General features: G+C 70.7%; 17 protein-coding genes and 1 pseudogene. 5 read left to right on the forward strand and 13 right to left on the reverse strand.

Annotated features, from left to right (window positions below):
* Positions 1–441 precede the first annotated feature (441 nt).
* The 9 genes from ABD330_RS30160 to eccD form a co-directional block, all read right to left on the reverse strand.
* Complete coding sequence (locus tag ABD330_RS30160) at positions 442–2,127, reverse strand: ribonuclease J (RefSeq protein ID WP_344469472.1); 1,686 nt, start codon at positions 2,125–2,127, stop codon at positions 442–444.
* A gap of 168 nt (positions 2,128–2,295) precedes the next feature.
* On the reverse strand, positions 2,296–3,195 hold the full coding sequence (gene dapA, locus ABD330_RS30165; protein ID WP_344469473.1) for a 4-hydroxy-tetrahydrodipicolinate synthase: 900 nt from the start codon (positions 3,193–3,195) through the stop codon (positions 2,296–2,298).
* A 217-nt stretch (positions 3,196–3,412) separates the two neighbouring features.
* Positions 3,413–4,162, reverse strand: a complete 750-nt coding sequence (gene thyX / locus ABD330_RS30170) for an FAD-dependent thymidylate synthase (RefSeq protein ID WP_344469474.1) — start codon at positions 4,160–4,162, stop codon at positions 3,413–3,415.
* A gap of 42 nt (positions 4,163–4,204) precedes the next feature.
* Positions 4,205–4,675, reverse strand: coding sequence for a tetratricopeptide repeat protein (locus ABD330_RS30175; protein WP_344469475.1), 471 nt, complete (start codon positions 4,673–4,675; stop codon positions 4,205–4,207).
* A gap of 1 nt (position 4,676) precedes the next feature.
* Entirely contained in the window at positions 4,677–5,423 is a 747-nt protein-coding gene (gene dapB, locus ABD330_RS30180) for a 4-hydroxy-tetrahydrodipicolinate reductase (RefSeq protein WP_344469476.1), read from the reverse strand.
* A 47-nt stretch (positions 5,424–5,470) separates the two neighbouring features.
* The gene (locus ABD330_RS30185; protein WP_344469477.1) at positions 5,471–6,838 is read right to left on the reverse strand and encodes a M16 family metallopeptidase; all 1,368 of its coding nucleotides are present in this window, start codon (positions 6,836–6,838) and stop codon (positions 5,471–5,473) included.
* A gap of 104 nt (positions 6,839–6,942) precedes the next feature.
* A complete protein-coding gene (locus ABD330_RS30190) occupies positions 6,943–9,150 on the reverse strand; it encodes a polyribonucleotide nucleotidyltransferase (protein ID WP_344469478.1) in 2,208 nt (735 codons plus the stop codon).
* A gap of 547 nt (positions 9,151–9,697) precedes the next feature.
* A complete protein-coding gene (rpsO, locus tag ABD330_RS30195; protein WP_344469479.1) occupies positions 9,698–9,988 on the reverse strand; it encodes a 30S ribosomal protein S15 in 291 nt (96 codons plus the stop codon).
* Between the two features lie 212 nt (positions 9,989–10,200).
* On the reverse strand, positions 10,201–11,664 hold the full coding sequence (gene eccD, locus ABD330_RS30200) for a type VII secretion integral membrane protein EccD (protein ID WP_344469480.1): 1,464 nt from the start codon (positions 11,662–11,664) through the stop codon (positions 10,201–10,203).
* A gap of 511 nt (positions 11,665–12,175) precedes the next feature.
* On the opposite strand from eccD, the gene eccCa reads away from it, so the two are divergent.
* Positions 12,176–16,129: a type VII secretion protein EccCa gene (gene eccCa, locus ABD330_RS30205; RefSeq protein ID WP_344469481.1), complete on the forward strand. Its 3,954-nt coding sequence runs from the start codon at positions 12,176–12,178 to the stop codon at positions 16,127–16,129.
* Between the two features lie 452 nt (positions 16,130–16,581).
* Positions 16,582–17,994 carry an APC family permease gene (locus ABD330_RS30210; protein WP_344469482.1) on the forward strand — a complete coding sequence of 471 codons (1,413 nt, stop codon included), beginning with the start codon at positions 16,582–16,584 and terminating at the stop codon, positions 17,992–17,994.
* Positions 17,995–18,078: 84 nt separating this feature from the next.
* Here the strand turns inward: ABD330_RS30210 and mycP are convergent, their stop codons facing one another.
* The 4 genes from mycP to ABD330_RS30230 form a co-directional block, all read right to left on the reverse strand.
* Positions 18,079–19,362, reverse strand: a complete 1,284-nt coding sequence (mycP, locus tag ABD330_RS30215; RefSeq protein WP_425555691.1) for a type VII secretion-associated serine protease mycosin — start codon at positions 19,360–19,362, stop codon at positions 18,079–18,081.
* Positions 19,363–19,513: 151 nt separating this feature from the next.
* Complete coding sequence (locus tag ABD330_RS30220; protein WP_344469484.1) at positions 19,514–19,807, reverse strand: WXG100 family type VII secretion target; 294 nt, start codon at positions 19,805–19,807, stop codon at positions 19,514–19,516.
* Positions 19,808–19,914: 107 nt separating this feature from the next.
* Complete coding sequence (locus ABD330_RS30225; RefSeq protein ID WP_344469485.1) at positions 19,915–20,226, reverse strand: WXG100 family type VII secretion target; 312 nt, start codon at positions 20,224–20,226, stop codon at positions 19,915–19,917.
* A gap of 181 nt (positions 20,227–20,407) precedes the next feature.
* Positions 20,408–21,985: a type VII secretion protein EccB gene (locus ABD330_RS30230; RefSeq protein ID WP_344469486.1), complete on the reverse strand. Its 1,578-nt coding sequence runs from the start codon at positions 21,983–21,985 to the stop codon at positions 20,408–20,410.
* A gap of 393 nt (positions 21,986–22,378) precedes the next feature.
* On the opposite strand from ABD330_RS30230, the gene eccE reads away from it, so the two are divergent.
* The 3 genes and pseudogenes from eccE to ABD330_RS30245 form a co-directional block, all read left to right on the forward strand.
* Positions 22,379–23,647, forward strand: coding sequence for a type VII secretion protein EccE (gene eccE / locus ABD330_RS30235; protein WP_344469487.1), 1,269 nt, complete (start codon positions 22,379–22,381; stop codon positions 23,645–23,647).
* The gene (locus tag ABD330_RS30240) at positions 23,647–24,411 is read left to right on the forward strand and encodes a hypothetical protein (protein ID WP_344469488.1); all 765 of its coding nucleotides are present in this window, start codon (positions 23,647–23,649) and stop codon (positions 24,409–24,411) included. The genes eccE and ABD330_RS30240 overlap by 1 nt, the downstream gene beginning before the upstream one ends.
* Before the next feature lie 239 nt (positions 24,412–24,650).
* Positions 24,651–26,645, forward strand: a pseudogene (locus ABD330_RS30245) (MinD/ParA family ATP-binding protein); the annotation flags it as partial.
* Positions 26,646–26,786: the final 141 nt, after the last annotated feature.

Consider the following 26,786-nt stretch of genomic DNA (forward strand, 5'->3'; position numbering starts at 1 on the left):
TTGAGCGGCACGACAACCACCGGAATAGGGCGGCCCCGTGCACTGCGTCCTCGCTGTGTTTTTACTACAAAAGGAATCTCCAACCCGGATCAAACGACCCGGGCCGGGGATGTCAACATATCTGGCGTTGACTTTTGGCACGCTGTTGAGTTCTCAAGGAACGGACGCTTCCTTCAAGCCGCTCTCGCAGGCTCTCCGGGCGCTTCGTTCTTTCGTGTTTAAAGCTTAGCAGATGTTTTCCGCTCCGTTTTCCCGGAGTTTCGTTTGTCTGATTTGCTTTCCTGCCACCTTTCGGCGCTCCCGAACTCTAGCAGAGTTCTTCGGGCTGCTTTTCCTTCTCGAATTGCATTCGAGTGAAACCGGAGCAGCCGGCCGTTGGGGCAACCCGGAGAACATTACGCTCCGGGTTGCCCCACGTCAAACCGAGGGTCGGACCGAGGATCAGACCTCGACGACGACCGGCAGGATCATCGGCCGGCGGCGGTAGTTGTCCGCCACCCACTTGCCGATGGTGCGGCGGACCAGCTGCTGGACCTGGCGCACCTCCAGCACGCCGTCACTGGCGGAGCGCGCGAGCGCCTCGTCCAGCTTGGCCACGACCGGACCGAACGAGTTGTCGTCGATGCCGGAGCCACGGGCCTGGATGGTCGGGCGGCCGACCATCTTGCCGCTGTTGGAGTCGACCACGACGAAGACGGAGATGAAGCCCTCCTCGCCCAGGATGCGGCGGTCCTTCAGCGAGGCCTCGGTGACGTCGCCGACCGAGGAGCCGTCGACGTAGACGTACCCGGCCTGGACCTTGCCGACGATCTTCGCGACGCCGTTCTCCAGGTCGACGACCACGCCGTCCTCGGCGATGACCGTGCGGTTCTTCGGGACACCGGTCTTGATGCCGAGGTCCGCGCAGGCCCGCAGGTGGCGCCACTCGCCGTGGACCGGCATGAGGTTGCGCGGCTTGCAGATGTTGAAGAAGTAGAGCAGCTCGCCGGCCGAGGCGTGGCCGGAGACGTGCACCTTGGCGTTGCCCTTGTGGACAACGTTGGCGCCCCAGCGGGTCAGGCCGTTGATCACGCGGTAGATCGCGGTCTCGTTGCCCGGGATCAGCGAGGACGCCATGATCACGGTGTCGCCCTCGACGATCCGGATCTGGTGGTCGCGGTTGGCCATCCGGGACAGCGCGGCCATCGGCTCGCCCTGGGAGCCGGTGCAGACGAGCACCACCTCCTTGTCGGGGAGGTCGTCGAGCGTCTTCACGTCGACGATCAGGTTCCCGGGCACCTTGAGGTAGCCGAGGTCACGGGCGATGCCCATGTTGCGGACCATCGAGCGCCCGACGAAGGCGACCTTGCGCTTGTGCTCGTGCGCGGCGTCCAGCACCTGCTGGATGCGGTGCACGTGGCTCGCGAAGGAGGCCACGATGATGCGCTTGTCCGCGCTGGAGAAGACGTTGCGCAGCGCGGCCGAGATGTCCCGCTCGTGCGGGATGAAGCCGGGGACCTCGGCGTTGGTGGAGTCCACCAGCAGCAGGTCCATGCCCTCTTCGGCCAGCTTCGCGAAGGCGGGCAGGTCGGTGAGGCGGCCGTCCAGCGGCAGCTGGTCCATCTTGAAGTCGCCGGTGCAGACGACCATGCCGGCCGGGGTGCGGATGGCGACGGCCAGCGCGTCCGGGATGGAGTGGTTGACCGCGATGAACTCGCAGTCGAAGGGGCCGATGCGCTCGCGCTCGCCCTCCTTGACCTCCAGCACGTACGGACGGATCCGGTGCTCGGCGAGCTTGGCCTCGATCAGCGCCAGCGTGAGCTTGGAGCCGATCAGCGGGATGTCCGGGTTCTCGCGCAGCAGGAACGGCACGGCACCGATGTGGTCCTCGTGGCCGTGGGTCAGGATGATGCCGTCGATCTTGTCGAGGCGGTCCCGGATGGACGAGAAGTCCGGCAGGATCAGGTCGATGCCGGGCTGCTCGGCCTCCGGGAAGAGGACGCCGCAGTCGACGATGAGCAGCCGGCCGGCGTGCTCGAAGACCGTCATGTTGCGGCCGATCTCACCGAGGCCGCCGAGCGGAGTGATGCGCAGGGCGCCCTCCTTCAGTGCGGGCGGCGCGCTGAGTTCGGGATGCGGGTGGCTCAAAAGACTCTCCTCACGACGCACGCCATATGCCCGGGGGTCCTCCCCTGGAGACATATGGCGTGCGTGCTCTTCGTTGGTTTCCTGCTTACTGGGTCTCTCGCGCCTTCGTTCCGGTCCAGCGGCAGACCCGGGTGGGTCCGGCGAGCCGGGGCGCGCACGTCTTGTCGGTTAAAGGTGTACCCCGCCTGCGGCGAGATCCTCCTTCAATTGCTCGATCTCTGCCGGCGTGGCGGAGACCAGTGGCAGCCGGAGCGGCCCGGCGGGGTGGCCCTGCAGGGTCAGCGCGGCCTTGCTCAGGATGACGCCCTGGGTGCGGAACATCCCGGTGAACACCGGCAGCAGGCCCTGGTGGATCGCGGTGGCCTTGGCGAGGTCACCGGCGACGAACGCGTCGATCATGGCACGCAGCTCGGCGGAGACGACGTGGCCGACCACGCTCACCGTACCGACCGCTCCGACCGACAGCAGCGGCAGGTTCAGGATGTCGTCGCCGGAGTACCAGGCGAGTCCGCTGCGCGCGATGGCCCAGGAGGCGGCGCCGAGGTCGCCCTTGGCGTCCTTGTTGGCGACGATCCGGGGGTGCTCGCCGAGGCGGACCAGGGTCTCGTGGCTCAGCGCGACTCCGCTGCGGCCGGGGATGTCGTACAGCATCACGGGCAGGTCCGCGGCGTCCGCGATCTTGACGGTGTGCTGGTAGAGCCCCTCCTGCGGGGGCTTGCTGTAGTACGGCGTCACCACGAGCAGGCCGTGTGCGCCGGCCGCCTCGGCCTGCCGGGCGAGTTCGACGCTGTGGTGCGTGTCGTTGGTGCCGACGCCCGTGACGACGTGGGCCCGGTCCCCGACGGCCTCCACCACGGCGCGGACCAGCTGGGCCTTCTCGGCGTCGCTGGTGGTCGGGGACTCGCCGGTGGTGCCGTTGAGCACCAGTCCGTCGTTGCCGGAGTCCACGAGGTGGGTGGCGAGGCGCTGGGCGCCGTCGAGGTCGAGCCCGCCGTCGGCGGTGAACGGGGTCACCATCGCGGTCAGGACCCGGCCGAAGGGCGTCTGGGGGGTGGAGGTCGGAGCCATGCGTCCAAAACTACTCGTAGGCGGCTGGTGGGTACCCAGGCCGGTCCAGGGTTCGGACAGGTGAGCGGTGTGCGGAGCCTGCCGGACATGGGATTCCGGTGCTGTTTGCTCGGGGGTTCAAGCAGCACCGGAATCCTTGTCCTGAGACTAGGGAGCAGCTGTTGAAGCCGCAATCCGGACATGCCGGGCGAGCCGCCCGGATGCCTGTCGGCCCAGGTCAGGGCGCGACACGACCGTGGGCGTTGAAGGCCGCATGGGTGAGCGGCATGAGCTGGGCCCACGCCGCCTCCATCTGCTCGGCGACCATCTCGATCTCGCGCTGCGGGAAGGACGGGACGGTGGCCCGCTCGTCCTTGGTGCGCAGCGAGAGGAAGTGCATCAGCGAACGCGAGTTGCAGGTCGCGTACATCGAGGAGAACAGGCCGACGGGCAGCACGGCCCGTGCCACCTCGCGGGCGACGCCCGCGGCGAGCATCTCCTGGTAGGCCTCGTAGGAGGCCCGGTAGGAGGCCTCCATGGCGGCGGAGACGACCTTGGCCTGGTCGGCGGTTCCGTCGACGAACTCGTAACGGCCGGGGCGGCCCTGCTGGACGAGCTTGCGCTCCTCGCCCGGGACGTAGAAGACCGGCTGCAGCTCGCGGTAGCGGCCGGACTCCTCGTTGTAGGACCAGCCGCTGCGGTGCCGGTGGAACTCGCGGAAGACGAAGATCGGCGCGCTGATGAAGAAGGTCATCGAGTTGTGCTCGAAGGGCGTGCCGTGGCGGTCCCGCATCAGGAAGTTGATCAGGCCCTTGGACTTCTCCGGGTCCTGCGAGAGCGCCTCCAGGGACTGCTCGCCGGCGGTCGAGACCCGGGCCGCCCAGATCACGTCGGTGTCGGCCGCGGCGCTGCGGACCAGCTCCACGGTGACGTCGCTACGGAACTGCGGGGCAGGGGCCTGCGGGGCCGAACCCGCTTCGTCGCTCACGCGAGGATCCTCCAGAGGTAAGGCAGTGGTGACGCCGACAGCCTAGCCCGCGAGCGAGGCCGCCCCGGCCGGGGCGGGCGCGGCGTGCAGCTTGATCGCGTGCTGCATGGTCTTGCGGGCGTGCGGTACGTCACCGGCGTCGGCGTACGCGACGGCGAGGCGGAACCAGACCCGCCAGTCCCCCGGGGCCGCCTCGGCCTCCACCTGGCGGCGGGCGAAGACCGCGTCGGCGGACGCGCGGTCGATCCGGCCGCCCGACGTGCGCTTCAGCTCGTCCACCGGCAGGCCGCCCTCGGCCTCCAGCTCGCGGGCGAGCTGCTCGCTGGCCCGGCCGAAGCGGACGGTCTGGCGCAGGAACCAGACGCCGATCGGCGGGATGACGAAGGCGCAGAGGCCGATGCCGATGCCGAGCGGCTTGCCGGTGGCGATCAGCTGCACGCCTTCGCCGATGCAGAGCAGGGAGACCAGCAGCAGGGCGGCGGCCAGGGCGAAGAAGCCGGTACGGGAGGTCATCTCACAGGTCCAGGAGGTGTTCGAGCCCGAGGGTCAGGCCGGGCCGGGACGCGGTCTTGCGCACACCGAGCAGGATGCCCGGCATGAAGCAGCTGTGGTGCAGCGAGTCGTGCCGGATGGTCAGCGTCTCGCCGGTGTCGCCGAGCAGGACCTCCTGGTGGGCGAGCAGCCCGCGCAGCCGGACCGAGTGGACGGGTACGCCGTCCACGTCGGCGCCGCGGGCCCCGGGGAGGCCGTGGGTGGTCGGGTCCGACTGGCGCGGCAGGCCGGCCGCGGCGCGGGCCGCGGCGATCAGCTGGGCCGTGCGGGTGGCGGTGCCGCTGGGGGCGTCGGCCTTCCTGTCGTGGTGCAGCTCGACGACCTCGACGGTCTCGAAGTACTTGGCCGCCTGCTGGGCGAACTGCATGGCGAGTACCGCGCCGATGGAGAAGTTCGGTGCGATCAGGACGCCGGTGGCGGGAGCCGCGGCGAGCCAGCCGTCCAGCGTGGCCAGGCGCTCGTCCGTCCAGCCGGTGGTGCCGGTGACCACGTGCAGGCCGTTGGCGAGGCAGTACTCCAGGTTCCCCATCACCGCGTCCGGGTGGGTCAGTTCGACCACGACCTGGGCGTCGGCCGCGGTCAGGGTCTCCAGTTTGTCGGAGCGGCCCAGGGCGGCGACCAGTTCGAGGTCGGGGGCGGCCTCGACGGCCTTGACGGCCTCCGAGCCGATCCGGCCGGTGGCGCCGATCACGGCGACGCGCAGAGTCATCTCAGGAGTCCTCTCAGACCAGCGGTTCTTCTGGACAAGCAGTTCTTCTAGACAAGCGCTGTGGCGAGCTTGGCGGCCCGCTTGTCGTTGACGGGCCCGATCAGCGCGAGCGACGGGCGGTGCGCACCCAGCACATCACGCGCGACCGCGTGGACGTCCTCCAGGGTGACGGAGGCGATCTTCGCCAGCATGTCGTCGACCGACAGGTGGTGGCCGTAGCAGAGCTCGGCCTTGCCGATCCGGTTCATCAGCGAGCCGGTGTCCTCCATGCCGAGCACGGTGGAGCCGGAGATCTGCCCGATCGCGCGGGTCAGCTCCTCCTCGGTGATGCCGTCCTGGACGACCTTGGCGAGCTCCTCACGGCAGATCCTGAGGACCTCCTCGACCCGCTTGGGCTGGCAGCCCGCGTAGATGCCGAACAGGCCGCTGTCGGCGTACGAGGAGGAGTACGAGTACACCGAGTACGCGAGCCCGCGCTTCTCCCGGACCTCCTGAAAGAGCCGCGAGCTCATCCCGCCGCCGAGCGCCGCGTTGAGCACGCCCATCGCCCAGCGGCGCTCGTCGTGCCTCGGGACGCCGGGGACGCCGAGCACCAGGTGGGCCTGCTCGGTCGGGCGGTTCAGCACCTCGACCCGGCCCGCCGTGCGGACGGCCTTGTGGCCCTGGCGGACCTCGGCCGGGTGGCCGGTGGACTTGGCCAGGACGCCGGCGAAGGCCCGCTCGACCTGGCGGACGACCTTGGCGTGGTCGAGGTTGCCGGCCGCCGCGACGACCAGCTGCTCGGGCTTGTAGCGGCGCTTGAAGAAGCCGGCGATCTGGTCCCTGGTCAGCGCGTTGACGGTCTCCTGGGTGCCCAGGATCGGGCGGCCGAGCGGCCCCTCGCCGTAGATCACCTTGGCGAAGAGGTCGTGCACCACGTCGCCCGGGTCGTCCTCGGCCATCGCCATCTCCTCAAGGATGACGCCGCGCTCGGCCTCCACGTCCTCGGGGCGGATCAGCGAGCCGGTGAGCATGTCGCAGACCACGTCGATGGCGAGCGGCAGGTCGGTGTCGAGCACCCGCGCGTAGTAGCAGGTGTTCTCCTTCGCGGTGAAGGCGTTCATCTCGCCGCCGACCGCGTCCAGGGCCGCCGAGATGTCCAGCGCGCTGCGCCGCTCGGTGCCCTTGAAGAGCAGGTGCTCCAGGTAGTGGGTGGCGCCGTTCAGGACCGGGGTCTCGTCCCGGGAGCCGACGCCGACCCAGATGCCGAAGGTCGCCGAGCGGACCGTGGGCAGGGTCTCGGTGACGACCCGCAGGCCGCCGGGGAGGACGGTGCGGCGTACGGTGCCGGCGCCGTCGACGCCCTTGAGCAGTGTCCTGGTGGTGCCGGGACGCTGCGATGCTGCCGGGACCTGAGCCACGGGTGGACCTCTCATGAAGCTGGAGCTTGAAGCCGAGCATGGAGCTGGGAGACAACGGGGTGCGGCCCGCACGCTCCGAGCGGGAGCGTGCGGGCCGCGGTGAGCCTAGCGGTGGAACGTCACTCGGACGCTGCCTCGCCGTTCTCTTCGCCCTCGACGACCGGGATCAGCGAGAGCTTGCCGCGCGGGTCGATCTCGGCGATCTCGACCTGGACCTTGGCGCCGACGCCGAGCACGTCCTCGACGTTCTCCACGCGCTTGCCACCGGCGAGCTTGCGGATCTGCGAGATGTGCAGCAGGCCGTCCTTGCCCGGCATGAGCGAGATGAACGCGCCGAACGTCGTGGTCTTCACCACGGTGCCCAGGTAGCGCTCCCCGACCTCCGGCATGGTCGGGTTGGCGATCTGGTTGATCGTCGTACGGGCAGCCTCCGCCGAGGGACCGTCGACCGCACCGATGTAGATGGTGCCGTCGTCCTCGATAGTGATGTCCGCGCCGGTGTCCTCCTGGATCTGGTTGATCATCTTGCCCTTCGGGCCGATGACCTCACCGATCTTGTCCACCGGGATCTTGATGGTGATGATGCGCGGCGCGTTCGGCGACATCTCGTCGGGCGCGTCGATGGCCTCGTTCATCACGTCGAGGATGTGCAGGCGGGCGTCCTTGGCCTGCTTCAGCGCGGCGGCCAGCACGGAGGCCGGGATGCCGTTCAGCTTGGTGTCCAGCTGCAGGGCGGTGATGAAGTTGCGGGTACCGGCGACCTTGAAGTCCATGTCGCCGAACGCGTCCTCGGCGCCCAGGATGTCGGTCAGCGCGACGTAGTGCGTCTCACCGTCGATCTCCTGCGAGATCAGGCCCATGGCGATACCGGCGACGGCGGCCTTCAGCGGCACACCGGCGTTCAGCAGCGACATGGTCGAGGCGCAGACCGAGCCCATCGAGGTGGAGCCGTTGGAGCTCAGCGCCTCGGAGACCTGGCGGATCGCGTAGGGGAACTCCTCGCGGGTCGGCAGCACGGGCAGGATCGCCCGCTCGGCCAGCGCGCCGTGGCCGATCTCGCGGCGCTTCGGCGAACCGACGCGGCCGGTCTCGCCGACCGAGTACGGCGGGAAGTTGTAGTTGTGCATGTAGCGGCGACGCGTCTCCGGGGAGAGCGTGTCGAGCTGCTGCTCCATGCGGAGCATGTTCAGGGTGGTGACGCCCAGGATCTGGGTCTCGCCACGCTCGAACAGGGCCGAGCCGTGCACGCGCGGGATGGCCTCGACCTCGGCAGCCAGCGTACGGATGTCCGTGACGCCACGGCCGTCGATGCGGACCTTGTCCTTGATGACGCGCTCGCGGACGATCTTCTTGGTCAGCGCGTTGTACGCGGCGCTGATCTCCTTCTCGCGGCCCTCGAACTCCGGCAGGAGCTTGTCGGCGGCGATCGCCTTGACGCGGTCGATCTCGGCGTTGCGCTCCTGCTTGCCGGCGATGGTGAGCGCCTTGGCCAGCTCGTCCTTGACCGCGGTGGTCAGGGCGGCCAGCACGTCGTCCTGGTAGTCCAGGAAGACCGGGAACTCACCGGTCGGCTTCGCGGCCTGGGCGGCCAGCTTGGCCTGCGCGGCGCACAGCACCTTGATGAACGGCTTCGCGGCGTCCAGACCGGCGGCGACGACGTCCTCGGTCGGCGCCTCGGCGCCGCCCTCGACGAGCTGGATCGTCTTGGTGGTGGCCTCGGCCTCGACCATCATGATCGCGACGTCACCGTCGGCGAGGGTGCGGCCGGCGACGACCATGTCGAAGACGGCGTCCTCCAGCTCGCTGTGGGTCGGGAACGCGACCCACTGGCCCTTGATCAGCGCGACGCGGACGCCGCCGATCGGGCCGGAGAACGGCAGGCCGGCCAGCTGGGTGGACGCGGAGGCGGCGTTGATGGCCACCACGTCGTACAGGTGGTCGGGGTTGAGCGCCATGATCGTGCAGACGACCTGGACCTCGTTGCGCAGGCCCTTGACGAAGGACGGGCGCAGCGGGCGGTCGATCAGGCGGCAGGTGAGGATCGCGTCCTCGGACGGCCGGCCCTCACGACGGAAGAACGAGCCGGGGATGCGGCCCGCGGCGTACATCCGCTCCTCGACGTCGACCGTCAGCGGGAAGAAGTCGAAGTGCTCCTTCGGCTGCTTGGACGCGCTGGTGGCGGACAGCACCATGGTGTCGTCGTCGAGGTAGGCCACGGCCGAGCCGGCGGCCTGACGGGCCAGACGGCCGGTCTCGAAACGGATGGTACGGGTACCGAAGCTGCCATTGTCGATGACGGCCTCGGCGTAGAACACGTTCTCTTCCACCTGGAAGTTCTCCTCTTTCGTGCGTCTCCCGAGGAGCGCCCCTGCGCTTGCCCACCTGCGGCCCGGGCACATCTTGGGCCGGTCTTCGATCGAAGCCTCCGGGTCGTCCGCTGTGACGGGGACTCCCGACGGCCACTACCGAGGACCGGCGCCTCTCGGCGGCCAGGTCGGCGGTCGCGTGTGGACGCTCCTCCGGACGCGGGCGGCTTCCGTTTGAAGCCAGCGGCCCGCTGGGTGATCTCGTGCTGCCTCGGTGGCGACGGCATCGTCGATGCCATGACCGGGCATGCCCCTCACCTTACAAATTCACACCCTACAGAGGCGGCCATTGCCACGCGTGTGGAATGTGCCGGTGTGATCTGCCGGGTCGATCCGTCGGTGCGGGCAGCGCGTGGTACCGGCACTGCCCGGTGCGAGTGGAGCGTGGTGGTGCTGGTGGTACGGGTGGTACTGGTGCTGCGAGTGGTGCGCGGTGCGGGCACCGGCACGCCACGGATGCCAGAAGGGGCGGCTCCCCGGGAAGGGGAGCCGCCCCGACGCGGCGGTCTTAGCGGGCGCCGCCGGCGGCACCGCGACGGATGCCCAGGCGCTCGACGAGCGTACGGAAGCGCTCGATGTCCTTGGCGGCCAAGTACTTCAGCATCCGGCGACGCTGGCCGACCAGGATCAGCAGGCCACGACGGCTGTGGTGGTCGTGCTTGTGGAACTTCAGGTGCTCGGTCAGGTCCGAGATGCGGCGGGACAGCATGGCGACCTGGACCTCGGGGGAGCCGGTGTCGCCCTCCTTCTGGCCGAACTCGGCGAAGATCTGCTTCTTGACGGCGGCGTCGAGAGCCACGGCAACTCCTTCAGAGATGATCCGAGCGATCCTGGTCTACGGCACAGGATCTGAGATGACTCGGTGTCGTACGTCGAGCGCGGCCGTCCGCGGCATCGGAGCCGGGGCTCCGGGACAGACACGGCTGCGCTCAATGGCCAAGCGTACCAGTGCCCGCCGGTGCCCCCTGAAGCGGGGCCCCGGCGGGCACGGGTGAACGGGAGGTGGTGGGGTCAGCCGGTGCCGGTCGCGCCCCGGACGAGCCCGTAGATGTCGAGCACCGCGAGCGTCAGCGGGACGAGCGAGATCAGCATGACGCCGTCGACCGTGTCCAGGATCCGGCCCCAGAACGGGGAGACGCCCAGTCGGGGGACGACCAGCGCGATGGCGGTCAGGATGACGGCGCCCAGCGCGATGGACCCGGCGAGCCAGATGGTGCGGATGTCGGTGGAGGTCGCGCTCGCGGCCTTCACGATGTACATCGGCGTGTGCAGCGAGAGGCCCAGGATCAGCAGGCTCAGGGCGGCCAGGCCCGCGATGATCAGGCTGAAGATCTGCGCGGTGTAGCGGAACAGGCGGGCGCGCAGCATGGTCGAGACGCCCAGCGCCAGCGCCAGCAGCTCGCCCCACATCCGGTCGCTGAAGCCCAGCACGGTGCAGGCGCCGACGATGGTGGCGGAGCAGCCGCCGACCAGGCCGATCAGCACCTCGTGGCCGCGGCGGGCCTGGTGCGCGATCCGCTCGTACTGGACGGCCTCGGCGCGGCTGGCCTCCTCGCTGTAGCTGGTGCCACGGGTGCGGGTCTGGCCGGGAGCGCTGAAGCCGACGGGCAGCCGGGCGAACCGGGCCGAGAGCGCGGGCAGGAAGCCGATCACCGAGACCGCGGCGACGCCGGTGACGGCGGCGATGTGGGTGGCCGGGGTGGTGGGGAGCAGCACCGCGGCGAAGGTGGCCAGGGTGCCGGCGGTGGCGAGGAAGGAGGCCGCGACGAACGGCGAGTCCTTCTCCGGCAGCAGGCCGACCAGCAGGATGGCGACCACCAGCACGGTGACGCAGCCCACCAGGAACTGGATCCGGCCGGGGCCGCCGCCCAGGGTGGCGACCGGCAGGACGCCGGAGCCGGCGATCAGTGCGTGCGGCAGGGCGCCGAGGCCGAGCGCGAGCGCCGCGTCGTGGTCCCCGTAGACCCGGGCCCGCACGGCGGCGAAGGTGACCAGCGTGATCGCCGTGACGCCCGAGACGATGCCCGGCAGGCTGTGCATGTCGTGGCGCAGGTCGGAGAACCAGAGCGCGAAGCCGAGCAGCACGAGCAGCACGCCGGCGCCGATCAGCCCGAAGGCCCGCATCAGCTCGGGGCTCCAGAAGCGGCGGTCCGTGTCCACGGCGCTGGCGATGGCGTCGGCCACGTCGTCGTAGACGGCGGGCGGCAGCGATTCGGCGAACGGGCGAAGGCTGAGCAGATCACCGTCGCGGACCTGCTGTGCGGACAGCGGCAGGCCGCTGTCGAGCACGGTGCCGTCGCGGCGGACCAGGTGGAAGCCGGTGGGCGCACCGTCCACCTGGGTCTGCCCGGACAGCCGGAGCACCTCCGGGTAGACGTCCGCGAGCGGAACGTCCTCCGGAAGTGCGACATCGATCCGGCTGTCCGGTGCCACGACGGTGACCCGGCAGAATCCGGTCGTTGCGTTTGCGCTCACCGGCGCTTCCCCCTCGTTGACTGAGCCTGTTAGTCAGCTGGCGCCAGCTCAGCCGGACCGGAACTGACACGATCCGGGCAAGAGTTGGCGCGGCGTTACCCTACCGCCCGACCTGCCCGTTCCGGCTACCGGCCCCCGTCGCGGTTCCGCCGACGCGTCATCAGGAGGCCCTGGTGGCAGCAAATGGTCGTTTTGCCCGGTCATCGGACCACAACTGCCGCAAAGCGCCTGCCCCCGTGCTCGAACCGTCCGGGCCGACCAGTAGGATCTGCCCCTGCGCAAGGCGTAACGGGGGCGGGTTCGCGCAGCTCCCGAGGACGCCTGCGGTCGGCGGAGCGGGGGCGGCGTCATCAAACACGGGGCGCTCTCACCCGTACGTATCCAATTGCGTGAGGGCTGATGCCGTTGTGAGCGAGCGAAGCATGGGGGCACCCCCAGCCGGAGGTTGGGGGAGGGCCATCGTGAGGTGCGCGTTTCGCGAAGCGACTGCCGAGCGAAGCGAGGTAGGCGCATGAGCGTGGTAACCGTCAAGCGTCCGGCCCGGGCCTATCCGCCCGCCGTTCCGGACGAGCCGGTGGAGCTGGTACCTCCGCCCGAGCTGCCGCGTACCGGCAGCGAGGACTGGATGATGTCCCTGCTGCCGCTGCTCGGCATGGGCGGCTCGGCGGCGTTCTTCTTCTCCCCCGGCGCTCAGGGCCCGATGAAGATGATGGGCGTCCTGATGGTCGCCTCCACCGCCGGCATGGCGGTGGCTCAGATCGTCAAGGCTCGCAAGGGCGGCAACGCGGGCACCTCGGACGAGCGCCGTGACTACCTGAAGTACCTGCAGCAGATGCGGCGTCAGGTCCGGCGTACGGCCGAGCGCCAGCGCGGTGCGCAGCTCTTCCTGCACCCCGAGCCCGACCAGCTCTGGTCGATCGTGGCGGAGGGCCGCCGGCTCTGGGAGCGCAGGCCCACCGATCCGGACTTCGGGCAGATCAGGCTGGGGCGCGGACCGCAGCAGCTGTCCACCCCGCTGGTGGCGCCGCAGACCGCGCCGATGGACGAGCTGGAACCGCTGGCCGCCGAGGCCATGAAGAACTTCCTCACCGCGCACGGCACCCTGCAGGACCTGCCGCTGGCGGTCTCGCTGCGCGCCTTCTACCACATCACGGTGTGCGGCGACCCCGACACCGTGTACGGCAACGTGCGGGCGATGATCGCCCAGCTGGCGACGCTGCACTCCCCCGACGACCTGGTCATCGCGGTGGCCGCGGCCCCCGGTGCGGTGGACGAGTGGGAGTGGGCCAAGTGGCTGCCGCACACCCAGCACCGCAAGGAGAACGACGGCGCCGGTTCGCGCCGTCTGATCGCCACCGGTCTGGGCGAGGTGGAGCAGCTGCTCCAGAACGAGCTCGCGGGCCGCAAGGGCTTCACCCGCGACGCCGTCCCCTCCGCCGACCAGCCGCACGTCATCGTGGTGATGGACGGCGCGGCCGTGCCGCCCGACTCGCTGCTGGCCGGCGCCGAGGGCGTCGAGGGTGTCACCATCATCGAGGTCGTCCCCGGCGACCTGGACGAGCCCAGCGGGCACCTGATCGTGACCGTCTCCCCGGAGGAGCTGCTGCTGGAGTCCGCCTCCGGTGCCTCCTACTCCGGCAAGCCGGACACCCTCTCGGCCTGGCAGTCCGAGGCCCTGGCCCGCCAGCTGGCGCCGTTCCGCGCCTCGGTGGGCGGGGACGACGGCGACCCGTCGCTGATCTCCATGGACTTCACCGAGATGATGAGCACCGGCGACCCCGGTGCCTTCGACCCCGCCCGCCACTGGCGGCCGAAGCCGATCCGCGAGAAGCTCCGCGTCCCGCTCGGTGTCGGCACCAGCGGCGAGTACGTCTGGCTGGACCTCAAGGAAGCCTCGCTGGAGGGCATGGGCCCGCACGGCATGTGCGTCGGCGCCACCGGTTCCGGCAAGTCCGAGGTGCTGCGCACCATCGTGCTGGCGCTGGCCGTCACGCACTCCTCCGAGGTGCTCAACCTCGTCCTCGCCGACTTCAAGGGTGGTGCGACCTTCGCCGGTATGGCGGAGATGCCGCACACCGCGGCCGTGATCACCAACCTGGAGGGTGAGGCCACCCTCATCGACCGGATGCGTGACTCCATCGAGGGCGAGATGAACCGCCGTCAGGAGCTGCTGCGTTCGGCGGGCAACTACGCCAACATCAACGAGTACGAGCGGGCCCGCGCGGCCGGGGCCGCGCTCGACCCGCTGCCCTCGCTGCTGATGATCATCGACGAGTTCTCCGAGCTGCTCACCGCGAAGCCGGACTTCATCGACCTGTTCATCCAGATCGGCCGGATCGGCCGTTCGCTGGGTATGCACATGCTGCTCGCCTCGCAGCGTCTGGAGGAGGGCAAGCTCCGCGGTCTGGACACCTTCCTCTCCTACCGGCTGGGTCTGCGCACCTTCTCGGCCGCCGAGTCGCGGGCCGCGATCGGTGTGCCGGACGCCTACCACCTGCCGCCGATGCCCGGTGTCGGGTACCTGAAGTTCGGCTCCGACGTGATGGAGCGCTTCCGGGCGGCGTACGTCTCCGGCGCCTACCGCCCGCCGGGCCAGGTGCTGGTCAGCGGCGGCCGCACGGTCACCGCGCAGCCGGTGCTGTTCACCGCGGCCGAGGTCGAGGTCGTGGAGCCGGTGGTCGAGGAGGTGGTGGAGGTCGCCGAAGAGATCGACGACTCGCTGCTGGACACCATGCTCGACACCTTCGTCGGCCGGATGATCGGCCAGGGCCCGCCGGCCCACCAGGTCTGGCTGCCGCCGCTGGACGCGGCGCCCAGCGTCGACCAGCTGGTGCCGCCGCTCCAGGTCACCCCGGAGCGCGGTCTCACCTCGCCCGAGTTCGGTGCGCTCGGCCGCCTCGTGGTGCCGGTCGGCATCGTCGACAAGCCGCGCGACCAGCGCCGTGACGTGCTGTACCAGGACTACTCGGGTTCGGCCGGTCACGGCCTCATCGTGGGTGGTCCGCGCTCCGGCAAGTCGACGCTGGTGCGCACCATGGTGGCGGGCTTCGCCGTCACCCACACCCCGACCGAGGCCCAGTTCTACATGCTGGACTTCGGTGGCGGTGGCTTCCAGAGCCTGCAGGGCCTGCCGCACGTCGGCGGGGTCGCCGGGCGTCTGGACGTCGACAAGGTGCGCCGCACGATCAGCGAGGTCCAGGGCGTCCTGAACCGCCGCGAGGAGCTGTTCCGGGCGACCGGCATCGACACCATCGCCACGTACCGCACCAAGCGCGCGGCCGGCCAGCTGCCGGACGAGCAGTTCGGCGACGTCTTCCTGATCATCGACGGCTGGCTGACGTTCAAGCAGGACTTCGAAATGCTGGAGCCGGTCATCGGGGACATCGCGCAGCGAGGTCTCGGGTACGGCGTCCACGTCATCCTGACGGCGGCCCGGTACGCCGAGGTCCGTCCGGCGATGAAGGACCTGCTGCTGAACCGGACCGAGCTGCGGCTCGGTGACGCGATGGAGTCCGAGATCGACCGCAAGGTCGCGCAGAACGTCCCGGCCGGTTCGCCCGGTCGCGGTGTGACGGCCGCCAAGCTGCACTTCCTGTCCGGGCTGCCCCGGCTCGACGGCTCCTCGGAGATCGAGGACCTGCAGAACGGTGTCGCCGACCTCGTCCAGCAGGTCGACGCCGCCTGGACGGGCCCGCGCGCGCCGCAGGTCCGGATGCTGCCGGCGGTGCTGGACGGGAACTCGCTGCCCAAGGGCTTCGAGCACCCCGAGCGCGGTATCGCCTTCGGTGTGGACGAGGTCGAGCTCGCGCCGATCTACCTCAACTTCGAGACCGACCCGCTGTTCATCGTCTTCGGTGAGAGCGAGTCGGGTAAGTCGGCGATGCTCCGGATGATCATCAAGCAGATCACCGAGCGGTACACCTCGGACCAGGCCGGCATCGTGATCGGCGACTTCCGCCGCTCGCTGCTGGGCACCGTCCCGCCGGAGTACCTGGTCGAGTACGCGGCGGCCGCGCCGGCCATGACCGCGATCGTCGACATGCTCCGCGGCGCCTGCTCGCGGCGCCTGCCGGGTCCGGACGTCACGCCGCAGCAGCTGCGCGACCGCAGCTGGTACACCGGCAAGGACATGTTCGTGATCGTCGACGACTACGAACTGGTCGCCACCCAGTCGGGCAACCCGCTGGCGCCGCTGGCCGAGTTCCTGCCGTTCGCCCGTGACATCGGCCTGCGCGTGATCATCGCCCGCAGCGCCGGTGGTGCCGGTCGCTCGCTCTTCGAGCCGATCATGCAGCGGATGCGCGAGCTGGGCGGTCAGGGCCTGCTGCTCTCGGGCGACAAGAACGAGGGCGCGCTGCTCGGCACCGTCAAGCCGCAGCCGCTGCCGCCGGGCCGAGGCGTGTTCGTCTCGCGCAAGATCGCCAGTGGCCAGATGGTCCAGACGGGCTGGCTGCCCACCCAGTAACACGCAGTGATCGCAAGGAGGCCGGGTCCCCGTGGACCCGGCCTCTCGGCGTCTCGGGGGCCGAAACGTTATGGAGTTTCTTGCGCCCCTGAGCTGCGGTTCTCGTTGTCGGCGGGGAGGGTTCGGCGGCCCCGGAGCGACCTTGGACGAGCACCAACCAAAGCCCCACATACCCTTGGAATCCCTGGCCATAATCACCAGTTCACCTTGGATTCATATGCGCCACGCCGAGTGGAGCAACTCGGACATATTCGGCAATTACCGCGAGCGACTACTGGATCGCATGTTTATGCGGCCCTACGCAACGGATTCCGAAGCAGATCGGCCATTGACGCAATCAATACGCACAAGGTTCCATGACGGCCGGGAGCGACAACCAGGACCAGGCAACCGCTGCGGAGGCGATACCGCTCCCTCCCCCCAGAACCGCACAGAGTCGATCGGAACCGTCCATGACCGACACGCTTCGCCCGCCACTCGCCGTAGCCCCCACCACGGCGACCGAAGGCGCCACCGAGGCACCGCGCAAGCTGAGCCGCTCGCTCGGCGTCGTGGGCGGCACACTGCTCACGCTCTCCTGCGTGACGCCCGCCTCCTCGCTCTTCGTTCTGGTACCGCAGCTCTTCAACGCCCTCGGCACCGCGACCGCCCTGAGCATCGCGATCGGCGCCGTCATCTGTGTCGCGGTGGCGTTCTGCTACTCCGAACTCGGCACCCTGATCCCGAGCGCCGGCGGCGAGTACGCGATGGTCGGCACGCTGGCCGGGCGGTTCGCCGGCTGGCTGGTCTTCATCCAGTCGATCATCGTGGTGATGATCGTGCCGTCGGTGATCGCGATCGGTACGGCGGCCTACCTCGCCCCGATCGTGCACCTGAGCCCCGCCGTGGCCGGCATGGCCGTGATGCTGGCCGCCACCGTGGCCGGCCTGCTCGACCTGCGCGCCAACGCCTGGATCACCGGGATCTTCCTGGTCCTGGAGGTGATCGCGGCCGGCGTCGTCTCCGTCCTCGGCTTCGCGCACAGCCAGCGCGGCGTGAGCAGCCTGATCCACGGCACGATGGCCGACCCCCAGGGCGTCACCAGCACGGTGGGCATCGGGGCGGTCTTCGCCGTCATGGGCATCGCGCTCTTCGTCACCCAGGGCTTCAGCACCGCGATCTACCTCTCCGAGGAGCTGGAGAACCCGCGCCGCAACGTCGCCCGTACCGTGCTCTGGACGCTCGCGCTCTCGGTGGTCGTCATCATCGTCCCGGTCGTCGCGATCACCCTGGGCGCGCCCGACCTGGCCACCCTGACCGGCGGCGACCTCTCCGGCATGGTGGCCGGCTGGAGCGACTCCGCGCTCGGCACCTTCATCAGCCTCTGCATCGCGCTGGCGATCATCAACGCGGGCATCGTGATGGTCATCCAGAACTCCCGGGTGCTCTTCGCCTCCGGCCGTGACAAGGCCTGGCCCGAGCCGGTCAACAAGGCCTTCGGCACCCTCAACCGGTTCAACGCCCCCTGGGTCGCCACCCTCGCGGTGGGCCTGCCCGGCGCGGCGCTCTGCTTCGTCCCCGGCCAGCTGCTGACCAACATCACCGGTGTCGCCGTCGCGGCCCTGTACCTGCTGGTCGCCGTCGCCGCGCTGCTCTCCCGCCGGGGCGCGCACAAGGACGTCCCCGCCTGGCGCCAGCCGCTCTGGCCGGTCCTGCCCGCGCTGCTGATCGTGATGCTGGCCTACGTGCTCACCCAGATGGACGTCAAGGCCCTGCTCTGGACCGGCGGGATCACCGCCGCCGCCACGCTCTACTGGGTGTTCTACCTCCGCCCCCGGCAGGCCACCCGCTGGGTGATCACCGTCCCCGAGGACGACCAGGCCTGACCCGGGCCCGCACGTGAAGGAGGCCGGCACCCCCGCGGGGGTGCCGGCCTCCTTCACGTGCCAGGGGTGCCAGGGCCGTGCGCGTCAGCCCTCGTCGCGCCGACGGCGGTCGCGCAGGACAACGGCGCCGCCCCCGAGCCCGGCCACCAGCAGGGTGCCCAGGGCCAGCACGTACATCGCGCTGCGGCGGTCGCGGTCGGCCTGGGTCTCGGCCAGGCCCAGCGGCTGGGCGACGATCCGCGCCGAGTCCAGGTGCACCGGCGGGTCGTCGTGCGGGGCGTCCGGCTGGCCGTCGACCCACTGCACGGCCTTGACCGGATCGACCACGCCCCAGCCGGTGAACTTGTTCCAGCCCCGCTGGGTGCGCTGCGCGGTCTGCTCGATCCGGGCCCGGACCTGCTTGGCCGTCCAGTCCTTGTGCTCGCCCTTCAGCAGCGCGGCGACGCCCGCCACGTACGGGGAGGAGAAGCTGGTGCCGTTGTCCACGCACTGGCCGTTGCCGGGCGCGGTGGAGAGCATGTCCACACCGGGCGCCGCGACGCCGACGAAGTCGCCGTACTGGGAGAACGAGGCCCGCTCGTTGTTGCGGTCCGAGGCGCCGACCGCCAGGACGGTCGGGAACGCGGCGGGGTAGGTGTCCCCCTCCAGGCCGTCGTTGCCGGACGAGGCGACCACCACCACCTTGTCGCTCTCCGCGCGGTCCAGCGCGGCCTTCAGTGCGTCCTTGCCGTCGAAGCCGCCGTTGCCGTCGGTGCTGCGGACGTCCTGCGAGATGTTGATGACGTCGACGTGGTTGTCCAGCGCCTTGTTGATGGCCGCCGTCAGCTGGTTGACGTTGCCGTTGCCCTGGGCGTCGTTCTGCCGGATCGAGTAGATCTGGGCGTCGGGCGCCAGTCCGACGAAGCCGGTCTTGGTGCTGTGCCCGGCGGCGATGATGCCCGCCACCTTGGTGCCGTGGCCCACCGGGTCGTTGATGCCGGTACCCTGCACCGGCTGGTTGGTCGACTTGTCGACCAGGCTGGAGCCGCCGTCGACGACCTTGCCCGCCAGCTGCGGGTTGACGTTGTCCACGCCGGTGTCGATGACCCCGACCAGCACGCCCTTCCCGGTCGTGGGGTCCTGGCTCTTGGGCTTGTGCGGCGCCCAGAGCTGGTCGAGCAGCACCCGTTGCAGCGCCCACGGCACGCCCGGGACGTCCGTCGACGGGATCTGGCACTCCGCGGCGGCCGCGATGCCTATCGGCGCCGAGGGCGCGGAGGCGGCAGAGCTCGGCGCACCGGCGTACGCGGGCGTGGCCGACAGGCCGCCGATCACTCCCAGCGCGACGAACGCCGCAGCAGACCTGCGGTACGTACCCAACGACGGCACCTGTCTTCCCCTCTGATCCACCCGTATGTGCTGCGCGCGGCCACCCGGCCGGTCCCCCGCGCGCCAAGGGCGGGCGCCCGACCGGACGCCCGCCCTTCTGCTACTGCCTCAGCGCCTGCTGTCTGTCGCAGTGCCGGCCCGCAAGGGACGACTAGCCCCAGAGCGCGGCGTTCTTGTGCTCGGTGTCCTGGTAGCGCGACGCGGCCTGGTCCAGCAGCTGGGCGATCTTGCTCAGGGCCTGCTGCAGGTCGGCGGCCTTGGCGTCCCACTGGGCCTGGCGGGCCTGGTAGCCCTGCTGGGCCGCGCCCTGCCAGCTGTTCGCGATCCGCGAGACGCCGGCCTTGAGGTCCTCCAGCTGGCTCTGGATGCGCGCAGCGGTCTGGCGGACCTCGGAGCTGGCGTTCTGGACGGTGGAGAAATTAACTTGGATGAGGCCGTCGGACATGGTGACTCCTTGTCGGGAAGATCATGCCGGTCCGCCCTTCGGCGGCCGGAAGTGTCTGCGTGGTCCGCAGTCGCGGCGCTCACGGCCGCATGGCACGAAGCCGCAGGTCAGCCGAGAGCGCTGGCCGCGCTGCTGAGCGAGGAGTGCTGCTCCTGCTCGTTCGCGGAGTACTGCTTCGTGGTGGCCTCGATCGCCTGCTTGATCTCGTCGAGAACCTTGTTCAGCGCGGAGGCGTCCTCGTTGAACCGGGCCTGGAGCTGGGCGTACGCGTCGGCGCCGGCGCCCTTCCACGAGGCCTTGGTCTCGTCGACGAGGGTGTTGAGCCGCTGGATCTCCCCCTGGACCTGCTGGTTCACCTCGCCGATGCGGTTGGCAAACGCGGTCATTTCCTCAGCGGTCGTCGTGAACTGACCAGACATGATCTACCGTCCCCCATGAGACAGAACCTCTGACGGATAGTCCTGGCACGGCCTACCCGCCGAACACCACGGCGCGGTGTTCCCTCTGCACAATAGTCGCCGAGCGCAAGTCCCCCAACACCGGGAGCCGGACTGGTTACCAGATCATGACCTGGCAACCGGCCCGAATCCTGAAAGTGCGTCAGGCGTTCTGCTCCTCAAGCGCCGCAGCGGTGTTCAGCACCGGTCCGCCGGGCACCAGGTTGGCCCAGAGGCTCGGGACCATGACCGGCTGGATCTTGTCGTAGCCGAGCCGGGCCTGTGCCTCGTCCGTCTGCGGCTGACCCGACTGCGTGCCCGGCGACGGGGTCGCCGCCGCGGTCTTGCCGCCGTCGTTGTTGCTCTGCACCGAGTAGCGCAGGCCGGTCTCGGTGATCAGGAAGTTGCTGCCCGAACCGCCGGCACCCGCGTCCACCGAACGGAACAGCAGGCCGGCCCCCGGGGAGACGTGCGCACTGGCCGAACCGGTGGTCACCGGCATCGGGTAGTTGGTGTCGGCCCACACGGTCTGCTTGATCGCACCGGTGGCATCCATGCTCTGGAAGGTGCTGCAGAGCACCTGCCGGGGCTTGGCGCTGTCGGTGTTCACCGCGCTGCCGCTCGGCTTCTCCTTCGGGACGTCACCGTTGCCGCCCAGCAGGGTGGTCTGGTCGATCTGCGACCGCAGCGCCGCGTAGTCGCTCGGCGAGAGCTGGGCGAAGGTCGGCGTGTTGCTGTTGTAGATCACCTTGAGCGCCGGGTTGGAGATGATCAGCGCCGCCTGGAAGGCCGTCACCTCGTACAGGCGGTCCTGGCCCACCACGTAGAAGCTCTTGTTCTGGAAGGAGAGCAGCCGTCCCACGTAGCGCTCGTCCTGCTGGCTGATCTGCACCGTGGAGATGACCCGCTCGGAGCTCTTGAACCCGGGGATCACCGGGAAAGCGATCTTGTTCCCGTCCTTCAGGGTGTTCAGCCAGTCCTGGCTGACCTGCTGCGGGTGCGCGTCGCTGCCGAACAGCCCGGTCTCCAGGCTGTTGCGGGTGCCGTCGTCCGTCCCCGCGTCGGTGAGCGCGTGCTTGAGGCCCGCCGAGTCGACCAGGTAGTCGCTGGCACGGTTGCCCGCGACCGGCGGCGCCTCGACGAACAGCCACTGGCCGGCGCCGAGCAGCTGGCCGGGGTTGGCGAGCGTCTTGGCGTCCTTGCCGGCCGTCACGAAGACCGCCTGGTTGATCGTCGCCTGGCTGTTGTCCTTGCCCGGGCGGTCGCAGACCGACCAGTTCTTGGCGACCCCGGCGTCCGCCGGGTCCGGCAGCCGGTCCGGCGCGTACGGGATGCCGATGGTCGGGCCGTGGTTCTTGTACGCGTCGAGCACCGAGTCGGCGACGACCACCACCTTGGCGCCGGCCGGCAGCACGAGCCGGGCCGAGGACATGTTGAGAACCTGGTGGAGCACCTTCTCCTTGGAGACCGGATCGACCAGCACCACGTAGCGGGTGGTCGAGTCCTTGCCCTGGATGACGCTCTTGCCGTCGTCCCAACCCTGCGGCGCGCTGGGCTTGATGACGCCCACCATGCCGAACCCCGCCACGATGACGGCGGCCACCACGACGCTGGGCAGCACGGCCCGGACCGGGCGCGGCGCGTCCTCGTCGTTACCGCCTCCGCTGGGCTGCAGGAAGGCGCCCACCATGCGCTTGCGCGCGAAGGTGTATGCGTTCAGCTCGTCCCGGCGTGATGCCATCCTCGTCGTCTCCCCTGTTTGACCGACAGCTGTGTCAGCCGACATCTGCACCTGCCGACACCGGCTCCTGCCGGACATCTGTGCGTACGTCAGCACGATTCGTCCGTGCGCGAGTCTGCCACCCGCCGGACGGCGACCGTAGCCAACCCTCTACGATGCGGCAGCAGACGGTAAGTACGGTACGGGTACGGTTCGCCGACCAGCCAACCGGGCCGTGATATCTGATCAGAGAGGGTCACTCGGGGGATGCCAAGCCAGACCGCTCCAGAGCGACGCAACACTTCGCACGGCCGACGCGCCAGGAACGGCGGGAGCGCCAACAGCGGCTCCGCCGGGGGTCCGGGGCGCGGGGCCCGGCGGGCGCAGCCCGCCCAGGCCCGTCCGACCGCTCCGGTGCCGGTGAAGCTCCACCCCCGCCCGGGGCTCCTCGGCACCCACCTCCAGCTCCAGCAACTGGTGCTGCTGGAGGTCGCGGTGGCGCTGGTGGCCGTGGGCTGGACGATCAACGCGGCGATGGCCGGGGTCTTCGCCGTCCCGGCCGTCCTGCTGGTGATCGTGGCGCTGCTGCCGCTGAACGGCCGCAGCGCGCCGGAGGGCCTGCGGGTCCGGATGGCGTTCAACGCCCGCCGCAAGCAGGCCCAGCTGAACGTACCGCCGCCGGGCACCGACCCGGCCCTGGCGCCGGCGCTGGAGCTCGAACCGGCGCTGCACACGTACACCCACGCCACCGAGGCCGACCTCGGCAACGGGCGGCCCGTCCGGCGCGAGACCGGCATGGTCGGCGACGGCACCTTCCTGACCTCGGTGCTGCTGGTGCAGGCCAAGGACCAGCCGCTGCGGCCCACCCGCACCAGCCTGCCGCTGCCGCTCGACGTGATCTGCTCGGCGCTCCAGGTGGACGACATCGCGCTGGAGTCGGTGCAGCTGGTGCAGCACACCCAGCCCGCGCCGGCCCCGCACCTGCCCGAGCAGTCGCTGGCCACCCGCGCCTACCACCAGCTGCCCGACGGCCTCTCCACCCCCGGCCTGCGGCTCACCTGGATCGCCCTGAAGTTGAGCCCCGAGCTCACCAGCGCCGCCGTGGTCGCCCGCGGCGGCGGGGACGAGGGCGCCCGCAAGGCCCTGCAGCGCGTCACCGACCAGCTGGCCGGACGCCTGAACAGCGCGGGCTTCACCGCGACCGCGCTCGACGAGCGCGAGCTGATCGCCGCGCTGGCCATCTCCACCTGCGCCAACCCGATCGCCGTCGCGGGCCGCCAGGGCACCGGCGGTGGCGGCGGCAACGGCCGCCGCACCCAGGAGAGCCGCAAGTTCTGGCGGATCGACGACCGCTGGCACAGCACCTACTGGATCTCCAAGTGGCCGGTGCTCAGCCGCCCCGGCGGCACCCCCGGCCGGATCGCCGCCCCCGACCTGGTCAACCTGGTCACCGGCACCCCCGCGCTGGCCAGCACCTTCAGCCTGACCGCGAGCCAGGGCACCGGCGGCTCGGTGGCGATCAGCGGGCACGTCCGGGTCACCGGGCGGAGCGAGAGCGAGGTCGACCAGGTCGGCCGGCTGGTGGAGTCCCGCGCACAGAGCGCCGGCGTGAGCCTCACCCGGCTCGACCTCGAACAGGCTCCCGGCCTGCTCGCCACACTGCCCCTGGGAGGGACTTCCTGATGGCCTATCAGACCTACCCCACCCAGGCCCCCGAGCCCGGCGCCGAGCAGGCCCGGGTGCTGCGGATCCGTCCCGGCTTCGGCCTACGCGGTCCGCGCCGCGAGCGGCACGTGCTCTCGCCCGAGGACCTCGGCGCGCTCTCCTTCCCGGTCGGCGACGACGGTGTGGTGATCGGCGTCGACCAGCAGCAGCAGCCCTCCGTCCTGGGCCTGTTCCGGCCCACCTCGTACGAGGTCGTGCTGGTCGGCGGCATGTGGACGGCGCAGATCATCGCGCTGCGCGCGGCCGCCACCGGCGCCCGGATCGCCGTCGAGACCGGCCGGCCGCAGGCCTGGGCCCCGCTGGCGCAGGCCGCCGGCGGCGGCCAGCCCTGCGTGACCATCCACCAGGTCGGCCGGCTCGGCGCGCAGGGTGCCTCGGTGGCCTCGCCCGTCCTGGTCGTCCGCGACCTCGGCGCCCGTCCGCCGCGCAGCCGGCTCTCCGCCGCGCCGTGGCAGAGCACCCTGACGCTGCTGCCGTACCTCGGGCCGAACGCGCCCCGGGTGCTCAACGCCGCCGACCTGGTCGGCATCCAGCGGGTCTCGCCGCAGGAGACCGAGGTGCTCGCCCGCATCCTGTCCCTCGGCGAGCAGGACGTCGCCTCGCTGCCGACGCTGCCCGACAACATCACCCTCTGGGCGACCCGGATGCGGCGCCAGTTCGTGATGACCAACCCCGGTGAGGCGGAGGGCCAGATCCTGGGCGGCCCGCGCCGGATGGACTGACGGGCCCCCCTCACGGTCCGCCTCCTGCACCGTTACGGTGGAGGGGGCGGACCTCTTTCGGGTGGGCGGCGTGGTGAACAGCAGGTGAGGTTCACTCCAAAAGCGGTTGTCGCAGGGCCGCTGACGTCCCCCGACCTTGGTGGCAGCTGAGATACCGCCTTCAGCTGACCGCGAATCACGGCCTAGTCTTGTTGCCCGACGGCACCGCGAACAGCGGCGGCGAACACGAGGGAGCCCAAGTGAGCAGCGATCGGGACGGCGTCTACGTCGGCGACAACGCGGCAGAGGACGACGACGACTGGTCGGACGCGCCTGACTACTCCCCCCCGTCCTGGTACACACAGAGCGCGGGCCCGCAGTCCGCCGCACCGGCCCCTGCCCCTGCCCCTGCGCCGGCTCCTGCCCCCGTACCGGCTCCCGCGCCTGCCCCCGCACCCGCACCGGTGGCGCAGCAGCCCGTCCCCGAGCAGGTCGCACCGGCTCCGGCCCCCGTACCCACCCCGACTCCCGCGCCCGCTCCGGCGCCCGCCCCCGTACCCGCGCCCGCCCCCGTACCGGCGCCTGCGCCCGCTCCGGTGCAGGTCCAGGCCGCCCCGGTGCCCGTTCCGGCCGCCGAGTCGCAGGCGCCGCCGCAGCAGCCCTGGCCGCCCGCCAACCCGGTCCAGGCGCAGCCGCCCCAGCAGCCCGAACCGCCGCAGCCGTACCAGCAGCAGCCCGCGCCGCCCGGCCCGTGGCCGGTCCCGCAGCAGCAGCCCCAGCAGCCCGCGCCGGACGCCGCGCCCGCGCCCGGCCCGCCCGTGGACCCGCGCCAGGGCGGCTGGCCGCAGCCGCCGGCCTTCCCGCAGCCGCAGCAGCCCCAGCACGCGCAGCCCCAGCACACCCAGCCGCCTCAGCAGCTCGGCTACCCCCAGCAGGGCGGATACCCCCAGCAGGCCGCCCCGCAGGCTCCGGCGGCGTTCCAGCAGGGCGGCCAGCAGCCGATGTCGCACGGCGCCGCGCTCGGCTACACCGCCGCCGTGGAGCTCTCCTCGGACCGGCTGCTGCGCGGCCAGCCCAAGCAGCAGCGCGAGTCGCGGTTCAAGTTCGGCGGCAAGGCGGCGGAGGCCGACCGGGCCCGTCGGCTGGAGGTCATCCGCACGCCGGTGATGAGCTGCTACCGGATCGCGGTGATCAGCCTCAAGGGCGGCGTCGGCAAGACCACGACCACCACCTCGCTCGGCGCCACCCTGGCCACCGAGCGCCAGGACAAGGTGATCGCGATCGACGCCAACCCGGACGCCGGGACGCTCGGCCGCCGGGTGAAGCGCCAGACCGGCGCGACCATCCGCGACCTGGTGACGGCCATCCCGCACCTGCGCAGCTACATGGACGTCCGCCAGTTCACCTCGCAGGACCTGCACTCGGGCCTGGAGATCCTGGCGAACGACGTCGACCCGGCCGTCTCGACCACCTTCAACGACTCGGACTACCGCCAGGTCATCCAGGTGCTCGGCCAGCACTACCCGATCATCCTGACCGACTCGGGCACCGGCCTGCTGTACAGCGCGATGCGCGGGGTGCTGGACCTCGCCGACCAGCTGATCGTGGTCTCCACGCCGAGCGTGGACGGCGCCAGCAGCGCCAGCACCACCCTGGACTGGCTCTCCGCGCACGGCTACGCCGACCTGGTGCAGCGCAGCATCACGGTGGTCTCCGGGGTCCGCGAGACCAGCAAGATGATCAAGGTCGAGGACATCGTCGCGCACTTCCAGACCCGCTGCCGCGGCGTCGTGGTGGTGCCCTTCGACGAGAGCCTGGCGGCCGGCGCCGAGGTCAACCTGGCGATGATGCGGCCCAAGGTCCGGGAGGCGTACTTCGAGCTGGCCACCCTGGTCGGCGAGGACATCGCGCGGGCCCAGCACGCGGCGGGCGGCGGCTGGCAGCAGCAACAGCAGTACCCGCAGCAGGGCGGCTACCCGCAGCAGCAACAGCAGCAGTACCCGCCGCAGGGCGGCTACCCGCAGCAGCAGGGCGGCTTCCCCGGCCAGCCGGCCCCCGGCGCGCCGTGGGCCCCGCAGCCCGGCCAGACCCCGCCGCCCGGCTACGGCCAGCCGCCGCAGCAGGGCGCCCCGGGCGGGCAGTCGCTGCCGCCCGAGTGGCAGCAGCAGGGCCAGCAGCCCGGCTACGGCTACCCGCCGCCCCCGCAGGAGGGCCAGCCGCCGGTCGGCTACGGCTACCCGCCACCGCAGCAGTAGCAGTAGCAGTAGCAGTAGCACGACGAGGTGGGCCCGTCGGGACGGGCCCACCTCGGGGCGGGCGGCTCTGCTCCGCCGGACGAACCGCGTGCACGGAACACGGAACCGGCAGCCGAGCGCCGCCCGCCGCAGCGGCCCTCC

The sequence above is a fragment of the Kitasatospora kazusensis genome (assembly GCF_039529945.1).
GTDB lineage: Bacteria > Actinomycetota > Actinomycetes > Streptomycetales > Streptomycetaceae > Kitasatospora > Kitasatospora kazusensis.

Coding starts and splice junctions, on each gene's coding strand:
- dapA (WP_344469473.1), bottom strand. CDS start 3,195: ATGGCTCCGACCTCCACCCCCCAGACGCCCTTCGGCCGGGTCCTGACC.
- ABD330_RS30175 (WP_344469475.1), bottom strand. CDS start 4,675: ATGACCTCCCGTACCGGCTTCTTCGCCCTGGCCGCCGCCCTGCTGCTG.
- dapB (WP_344469476.1), bottom strand. CDS start 5,423: ATGACTCTGCGCGTCGCCGTGATCGGCGCCACCGGCCGGATCGGCTCG.
- ABD330_RS30185 (WP_344469477.1), bottom strand. CDS start 6,838: ATGAGAGGTCCACCCGTGGCTCAGGTCCCGGCAGCATCGCAGCGTCCC.
- eccCa (WP_344469481.1), top strand. CDS start 12,176: ATGAGCGTGGTAACCGTCAAGCGTCCGGCCCGGGCCTATCCGCCCGCC.
- ABD330_RS30210 (WP_344469482.1), top strand. CDS start 16,582: ATGACCGACACGCTTCGCCCGCCACTCGCCGTAGCCCCCACCACGGCG.
- ABD330_RS30220 (WP_344469484.1), bottom strand. CDS start 19,807: ATGTCCGACGGCCTCATCCAAGTTAATTTCTCCACCGTCCAGAACGCC.
- ABD330_RS30225 (WP_344469485.1), bottom strand. CDS start 20,226: ATGTCTGGTCAGTTCACGACGACCGCTGAGGAAATGACCGCGTTTGCC.
- ABD330_RS30230 (WP_344469486.1), bottom strand. CDS start 21,985: ATGGCATCACGCCGGGACGAGCTGAACGCATACACCTTCGCGCGCAAG.
- ABD330_RS30240 (WP_344469488.1), top strand. CDS start 23,647: ATGGCCTATCAGACCTACCCCACCCAGGCCCCCGAGCCCGGCGCCGAG.